Annotated in this window: 7 protein-coding genes; 2 read left to right on the forward strand and 5 right to left on the reverse strand. The window is 61.3% G+C overall.

Annotated features, from left to right (window positions below):
- Positions 1 to 217 precede the first annotated feature (217 nt).
- Positions 218 to 1,324, forward strand: coding sequence for a peptidylprolyl isomerase (locus NW818_RS12145; RefSeq protein ID WP_414424696.1), 1,107 nt, complete (start codon positions 218 to 220; stop codon positions 1,322 to 1,324).
- On the opposite strand, the gene NW818_RS12150 is transcribed toward NW818_RS12145, so the two are convergent.
- From NW818_RS12150 to NW818_RS12160, 3 genes are all read right to left on the reverse strand, one after another.
- Complete coding sequence (locus tag NW818_RS12150) at positions 1,321 to 2,352, reverse strand: succinate dehydrogenase/fumarate reductase iron-sulfur subunit (RefSeq protein WP_414424700.1); 1,032 nt, start codon at positions 2,350 to 2,352, stop codon at positions 1,321 to 1,323. The genes NW818_RS12145 and NW818_RS12150 overlap by 4 nt on opposite strands.
- 86 nt (positions 2,353 to 2,438) lie before the next feature.
- Positions 2,439 to 3,206, reverse strand: coding sequence for an MlaE family lipid ABC transporter permease subunit (locus NW818_RS12155; RefSeq protein ID WP_414424697.1), 768 nt, complete (start codon positions 3,204 to 3,206; stop codon positions 2,439 to 2,441).
- A 10-nt stretch (positions 3,207 to 3,216) separates the two neighbouring features.
- Positions 3,217 to 3,879 carry a GerMN domain-containing protein gene (locus tag NW818_RS12160; protein ID WP_414424698.1) on the reverse strand — a complete coding sequence of 221 codons (663 nt, stop codon included), beginning with the start codon at positions 3,877 to 3,879 and terminating at the stop codon, positions 3,217 to 3,219.
- Between the two features lie 190 nt (positions 3,880 to 4,069).
- Here NW818_RS12160 and atpD point away from each other — a divergent pair, with 190 nt between their 5' ends.
- On the forward strand, positions 4,070 to 5,503 hold the full coding sequence (gene atpD / locus NW818_RS12165) for a F0F1 ATP synthase subunit beta (RefSeq protein ID WP_011434062.1): 1,434 nt from the start codon (positions 4,070 to 4,072) through the stop codon (positions 5,501 to 5,503).
- A 184-nt stretch (positions 5,504 to 5,687) separates the two neighbouring features.
- Here atpD and rppA read toward each other — a convergent pair whose 3' ends face one another.
- Positions 5,688 to 6,389, reverse strand: coding sequence for a two-component system response regulator RppA (gene rppA / locus NW818_RS12170; protein WP_414424699.1), 702 nt, complete (start codon positions 6,387 to 6,389; stop codon positions 5,688 to 5,690).
- 28 nt (positions 6,390 to 6,417) lie between these two features.
- The gene (rsmI, locus tag NW818_RS12175; protein WP_414342835.1) at positions 6,418 to 7,407 is read right to left on the reverse strand and encodes a 16S rRNA (cytidine(1402)-2'-O)-methyltransferase; all 990 of its coding nucleotides are present in this window, start codon (positions 7,405 to 7,407) and stop codon (positions 6,418 to 6,420) included.
- Positions 7,408 to 7,549 lie beyond the last annotated feature (142 nt).

A 7,549-nucleotide genomic window follows, 5' to 3' on the forward strand; every position in this document is an offset into this window, starting at 1 on the left:
GAGAGTTCAGCGTGAATGTATCAGAGCCGTGTAGCCATGCCCTTGGAGAAGTTGGTCCCGCTATTGCGGTCGCAAAAGCGTTGCGTAGCGATGACGGCTTTCCCCCAGGTGGAGCACGCCAGTCGTTGAAATCTCAATCGAGGTCTGACAGCGCTTGCCGCCTGTGACGGTGGGATGTCAGGCTGAGACAGGAGTGGTTTTGCAGTCGGTAGGAACCATGACGCAGCGTGCCCAAGGATTTTGGCAATGGGGATCCCTTTGCCGGATTGGCCTCTACGTAGCTGCTCTGCTCTGCGGGGTGGCGCTCTGGGGGATCCCGGCCTTGGCTCTGCCCCAAGGGGATGCCATTACCGATCCACGTACCCTGTTGCGGCGGGCGTTGCCTATTCAGGAAACGAAGCTGCTGGAAATTGATGAGGCCATCTCCAAAATCGACACCGACCTGAAGTACAACCGCTGGTCGGCAGTGCGGGGAGATGTGCGCCAGGTGGAGCGGCTTCTGGATCGCTATGGAGATTCCCTGCTGGCCGGCTTGCCCCCGGATCGGGTGACCCCAGCCTCTGAACAGATGGCTGCGCTGCGGGAGCAGTTGCGGGTGATCGGCCAAGCCAGCGAGCGCAAATCCAAGGGTAAAGAAGAGGCCCGCGCTGCCTACGACCGTCTAGTGGACGAGTTGGGATCCCTCGAAAACAACTGGGTGGGGGCTTTCCCCTACACAGTGCCTGCTGAGTATGCCGACAAACCTCAGCTCTTGGGGCGGGCAGAGGTGGAGCTAAACACCACTGCCGGGCGCATGGTGATCACCTTAGATGGCTACAGCGCCCCCATCACTGCCGGCAACTTTGCCGACCTGGTGCAGCGGGGCTTCTACGATGGCCTGACCTTTGACCGGGTGGAGACCTTCTTCCTGGCGCAGGCCGGGGATCCCCCTGGCCCTGCCGATGGCTATGTGGATCCGGCCACGGGCAAGGTTCGCACCATCCCCATGGAGATTCGCGCCAAAGGCGAGGTGATGCCCCGCTACGGCCAGACTTTTGATCAGATGGGCCTGTGGGATGTGGAACCGGCTCTGCCCTTTTCCGCCGAAGGGACGGTGGCCATGGCCCGCTATCCCGACGATCCCAACAGCGCCTCTTCTCAGTTCTTCATCTTTATGGCTGAGCCGGATCTCACCCCGGCGGGGTTAAACCTCATGGATGGCCGCTATGCCGTGTTCGGGTACGTTACAGAGGGAACGGAGGTGCTGCGCCACATCAAAGTGGGGGATCGGATTTTGAGTGCCAGATTGATTTCCGGCCAAGACAACCTCAAACCCGGAGCCTAGAGGGGATCCCTTCCTTCCTGCCTAACTGTGTCGATAAGCCGCCGTACCGTCGCCGCCCCTGCAGAGGGCTGGAAGCGAAAGGGAAATTTGCCCCTGACCAACAGGCGCAGACCCAAAGGCACCAAGCTGAGCAGCCCTTTGGGATCCCGTCCCACCACCTGCAGGGCAAAGCGGCGCTCATCTATCCAACCACCGGAGCGCACCAGTTGCACCAGAGTCTTGCGGTGGCGGATGGCTATGGGCAAGGACTCCGTCCGAATAGCGCGAACAGCGTGCGATGGGGAACGGTCGGTGGGCAGAGCAGCGGTCTTGTCTACAGGGCGGGAGAGGATCCCCTGTTTGAGTTCGGTGATTTGATCCAGAGGTGCCACGCCCATCGGGCAGACGCTGTTGCAGTTCCAGCAGCGGGTACAGCCCCAGACACCGGCCAAGCTATCCAGAGCCTGCAGGCGTTGTTCCCGTTGGCTGTCGCGGCTGTCTTGGACGAGGCGGTTGGCTTTGGCCAGAGCATGGGGGCCGACAAACTCTGGGTTCACCTCTTTGGCATTGCAATCGGAATAGCAGGCTCCGCAGAGAATACAGCCACCGGCAGCGTTGAGATGCTCCCGTTCGGCAGGCAGCTGTAAAAACTCTCGCTCCGGGATGCGTCGCCCCGCCGTGCTGACAAAGGGATCCACCCGGCTGAGATCGTTCCAGAAGGGCTGCATATCCACCACCAGATCCCGCAGAACGGGCAGGTTTCCCAGAGGGCCGATGCGAATAGGCTGCGGCTGGGGGCTGCGGGGATCCAGCTCTTCGCCCACATGTCGGCCACAAGCCAAGGCTGCCCTACCGTTGATGCGCATGGCGCAACTGCCACAGATGGTGTTGCGGCAGTTTTTGCGGAAGGCCAAGCTGCCATCCTGCTCCCACTTGATCTGGTTGAGGCAATCGAGAATGGTGGCGCCAGGGGATGTCTCCAGCCAGAAGGACTGCCAGCGGGGCGGCTCCGGCGGCAACTGTCGGAAAATCTGAAATTCTACTCGCAAAGTGCTCTGCACCGCTGAAGGGAAAGGGGATCCCATCCTAGCTCTCTCCCTATTGCTCCGCAACGCTAACGGGACAGCAGAAGTGGCTACAACGCGCGGCTGAGGGCGCTCCCCGGCCCCTGAAACAACAGCCAAGAAATAAGGAAGTTGGTGACAAACACGCCCAGCAGCGCCGTAACCACTGCATCGGTGGTGGAGCGACCCACCCCCTTGGCTCCCCCGCTGGTGGAAAGGCCCCAGTTGGAGCCGACAATGGCGATCAAAGACCCGAACACCATCGCCTTCAAACAACAGACGAGCAAATCCCAAGAGGTCAGAAGGGTTTGCGCCGAGTTGAGAAACACTGCAGGAGAGATGTTGTAGGCCGAAGCGCAGATGATCATCCCCCCCACCAGCCCCGTCAGCAGGGAGAGGATGGTGAGCACCGGCAGCATCAGCCCCGCAGCCAGCACCCGCGGGATCACCAGATAATCCACCGGATCGGTGCGTAACAACAGCAGAGCGTCGATCTGCTCCGTGACTTTCATGGTGCCCAGCTCGGCGGCAAAGGCGGATCCCACCCGTCCGGCCAAGATCACCGCCGTCACCACCGGCGTCAGCTCGCGGGCAAGGGCAATCGCCAAAACTCCCCCAATTAGGGAGGAAGCGCCAAAGTTGATGAACTCCCGCGCCAACTGGATGGTGAAAACACCGCTGATCACCACCGCCGTAATCAAAACAATCAGCAGCGACTCCAGACCCACCGCCGAAAGCTGATCCAGGGTGTTGCGGCGATGGATACGACCCCGCATCAGATGCAGAATCACCTGACCGGCCAGGAGAAAACTGCTGCCCACCCGCTGCAACCAGCTCATGGTTTCCGTCTCAAGAAGCCGTTATCGCTAGGCGACGCTTTGGCGACCCCGTTAGGGGGGCGGAGTCCTTCGGGGTTGCCGGCTCCGCCGGCAGCTGAAAGCTGGGCACAAACGAGGCCCGTGTCAGGGGTTGATCCAGGATCAGCCCCTCTCCCCCCAGCACTTCTAGGGCACGGCCTTCCACCGAGATCCAAACCCGGGCGCCGGGGTTTTGGCTGGTGGCCGTGTAGAGCACCTGCGCAATCCGGCTCATCATCGCCGTGGATCCCCCCCCTTGCGTGAATTCGGGGGAGAAGTTGAGGAAAATATCGTCGCCCTCCACCCGCACATCCAACACCCGCGTCTGGGGGGGAATGGCCGTGGTGAGGTGGGGATCCCGGGGGCCGGCAATCAGCTCCTCCAAGGCCAGGCGGATGGCTTCTTGAGTGTCAAAGGCGCGAACCCTGCGCTCCTGCTGCACGTAGTCAATAGAGTTGTCAGCACTGGTCAGCCAATACAGGGAAAGGGTTTGCCGGGGCCCGATGCTGTACCACCAAGCTCCCCCCATCACCCCTAACCCCAGCAAGAAGCCAAGGATCCCCAGTTGTAGGGCCCGGCCCCGACGCGGGCGGGAACGCCGTCCTCCCAACCTGACGGAGCTGAGCTGTGCGGTACGGCCTCCGTAGTGGCTCATCGCTGGCGATCCCCTTCTCTAACCTAGCTCTAGGGTAGCGAAGAAAAGCCCACTCTGCCGGGGATCCCCCATAGGCTGGACAGGCAAAAGTGCGGCAGCAACTGGGATCCCTTTATTTGTATGATGATAATGATTTACACCCGGCATTGCTGAGTCGATAACTGAGCACACAAGGAGCTGAGCCTCAATCATGGTTACTGCCACCGCTACTGCCACCAATGTTGGCTACATCACTCAGGTCATTGGGCCTGTGATCGACGCCGAGTTTCCCAGCGGCAAGCTGCCCGAAATCTACAATGCCCTCAAGGTGGAGGGCACAACCGAAAGCGGCCTGAAGGTTAACGTCACCTTTGAGGTGCAGCAGCTTTTGGGGGATAACCGCGTGCGTGCGGTGGCCATGTCCTCGACCGACGGCCTGGTGCGGGGCATGCCGGTGGTGGATACGGGCGCTCCGATTACTGTGCCGGTCGGGCAGCCCACCCTGGGGCGCATTTTCAATGTGCTGGGAGAGCCGGTTGACCAAGGAGAGCCCGTTCAAGCCCAAGAATTTGCCCCCATCCACCGCAGTGCGCCTCCACTTGTCGATTTGACGATTAAGCCAGAGCCCTTTGAAACCGGCATCAAGGTGATTGACCTGCTGGCCCCCTTCAAAAAGGGGGGCAAGGTGGGCCTGTTTGGCGGTGCCGGCGTCGGCAAGACGGTGCTCATCCAGGAGCTGATCCACAACATCGCTGAGGAGCACTCTGGCCTATCGGTGTTTGCGGGCGTGGGAGAGCGCACCCGCGAGGGCAATGACCTCTACAACGAGATGAAAGAATCCGGTGTGCTGGACAAAGTGGCGCTGGTCTATGGCCAGATGAACGAGCCACCGGGTGCCCGCATGCGGGTTGGCCTGACTGCCCTGACCATGGCAGAGTACTTCCGCGACGTTAACAAGCAGGACGTGCTGCTGTTCATCGACAATATCTTCCGCTTTGTGCAGGCCGGGTCGGAAGTGTCGGCGCTGTTGGGCCGCATGCCCTCGGCGGTGGGTTACCAGCCCACCTTGGCTACCGAAATGGGCAACCTGCAAGAGCGCATCACCTCTACCAAGCAGGGATCCATCACCTCGGTGCAGGCGGTGTATGTGCCTGCTGACGACTTGACGGATCCGGCCCCAGCAACCACCTTTGCCCACCTCGACTCGACGGTGGTATTGTCCCGCAGCTTGGCAGCCAAGGGTATCTATCCGGCGGTGGATCCCCTGGATTCCTCTTCCACCATCCTGCAGGCGGACATTGTGGGCGAAGAGCACTACAACACCGCCCGGGCAGTGAAGCAAACGCTGCAGCGCTACAAAGAGCTGCAAGATATCATCGCCATCCTGGGGCTGGACGAGCTGTCGGAAGAGGACAAGCTGGTGGTGGCCCGCGCCCGCCGCATCGAGCGTTTCCTGTCCCAGCCGTTCTTCGTGGCGGAGGTATTCACCGGCTCCCCTGGCAAGTATGTGAAATTGGCAGACACCATCAAGGGCTTCCAGCGCATTTTGTCGGGGGAATTGGACAATCTGCCGGAGCAAGCCTTCTACTTGGTGGGCACCATCGAAGAGGCCATCGAGAAAGCGGAGAAGCTCAAGTCCAAGTGATCCCTCACCCCCAGCCCCTTTCCCACAGGAGGAGAGGGGAGTTGCCGATAGCGCGGCGACTGGGCTCCCCAGGGTTGAAGGGGGGAACGCCCTGGTGGCATTGCTGACTGAAAGCGCTCCCCAGACCCGGCAGGGCTCCTTCTTTTCGGGGGAGCCTTGGTTTTATCTACAGGTGGGACGGCTGCTAGGGATCCCCGGCGACAGGCCCAAAGCGATAGCCCTTGCCGTAGACGGTGTGGATCAATTCTGCTGCTCCGGGCAACCTGAGGCGGCGCCGCAGCAGGCGCACCTGGGCTGCCAAGACGTTGCTGCTGGGGGGATCCTCTCCGGCCCACACCTGCTCGTAGATCTGGTCGTGGGTGAGCAACTGGCCGGGGTGGGTCATGAAGTACTCCAGCAGGCGAAACTCTTTTTGAGAGAGGTGGATCATCCACCCCTGCCGGTAGGCCACCTGGTTCTCCCGATCCAGCTCCAAATCCCCGACCTGCAGGCGAGGGATCCCTTCTCCAGGGCCGGTGGCCCGCCGCAAGAGGGCTCGCACCCGCGCCAGCAGTTCCCGCAGCTCAAACGGCTTCACCAAGTAATCATCTGCCCCGGCATCCAGCCCTTCCACCCGGTCGTCTAGGGTATCTTTGGCCGTCAGAAACAGGATAGGGGTGGTGCAATCCACCTGCCGCACCCGCTGACAGAGGGAAAGCCCAGAGAGCTCCGGCAACATCCAATCCAAGACCAGCAGATCGTAGGGCAGAGCGGGGGACTTTTGCAGCAGCTCCCAGGCCCGCCCTCCTGTGTAGGCGACGTCCACCGTGTAGCCCTCTCGCCTCAATTGCTGGGCCAGAGAATCGGCCAACTCCACTTCATCGTCCACCAACAAAATCCGTGCCATAGGACTCCGTCCCGCTAACGCGAACGCCTCAGGACTCAGTCTCGCCGTCGTCTTGGAAACAATGTGGAGCGCTGACGTACTCAGAAAAGGACTCCGTCCCGCCAGAACTGGAGAGCGGCTCAAGCTGCAAGGATAGATCGTAAAGGCGGCGCCGCGTCCAGATGGGGGATCCCTGTAAACGCTGGGCCAACCGGCGGCTGGCTGCAGACCGGGACAGGCCTTCGGCCAGCAATCGGGCCATTTCTTGACGAATTTCCGCTTCCGATTCACTGTCTCCCCGCCCATTCAAGGACTCCGTCCCGCCTCTGGCAGGGTTAGGGCTGGGAACGGCACCCACATATCCCTCAAGCAAGAGGGTGAACTCCCCTCGGGGCGGCTGAGCAGCGCAGTGCTCCAAGGCTGCTGCCAGGGATCCCCGCCAGAAGGACTCATACAGCTTGGTCAGCTCCCGCGCCAGCACGATCTGCCGCTCCGGGCCGCAGTGATCCAGCAGATCCTGCAGAGTTTGGCGCAGGCGATGGGGGGCTTCATAGAGAACGACGGTGCGCTCTTCTTGGGCCAACTGTTGCAGGCGGGCCTGTCGCTGACTGGGTTTAAGCGGCAAAAATCCCTCGAACACGAATCGTCCTGTAGGCAGGCCCGAAGCGGTCAAGGCGGCAACAGCAGCTACCGGCCCCGGCACAGGGATCACCGGGATCCCGGCCTGAATGCAGGCGCGCACCAACTCTTCTCCCGGATCGGAGATGGCAGGAGTGCCGGCATCGCTGATCAGGGCCACCGACTGGCCCGCCGACAGATACTTCAGGAGTTGCGGGATCCGTTGGGCAGCGTTGTGCTCGTGATAGCTGATGAGGCGGGCGGAGATTTGAAAATGTTTAAGAAGCTGGCCGGAGTGGCGAGTATCTTCTGCCGCCACCCAGTCCACTTCCCGCAAAACCCGCAGCGCCCGCAGGGTGATGTCTTCGCGGTTGCCGATGGGGGTGGCCACCAAGTAAAGGCTGGCGGTGGGGTGTTCCATCCCGAGCTCCAAGGCTGAGCTGCCGATAACCAGACAATAGCCAATTAGAGCAATTAGAGATCGCCTCGGATCCCCAGATTAACCTCTCTTGGCCGGTGCCCCGATACCCAAGCATCTGCCTTTCGCGGTAGCGGGACGGAGT

The sequence above is a fragment of the Synechococcus sp. R6-5 genome (assembly GCF_047461775.1).
Taxonomy (GTDB): domain Bacteria; phylum Cyanobacteriota; class Cyanobacteriia; order Thermostichales; family Thermostichaceae; genus Thermostichus.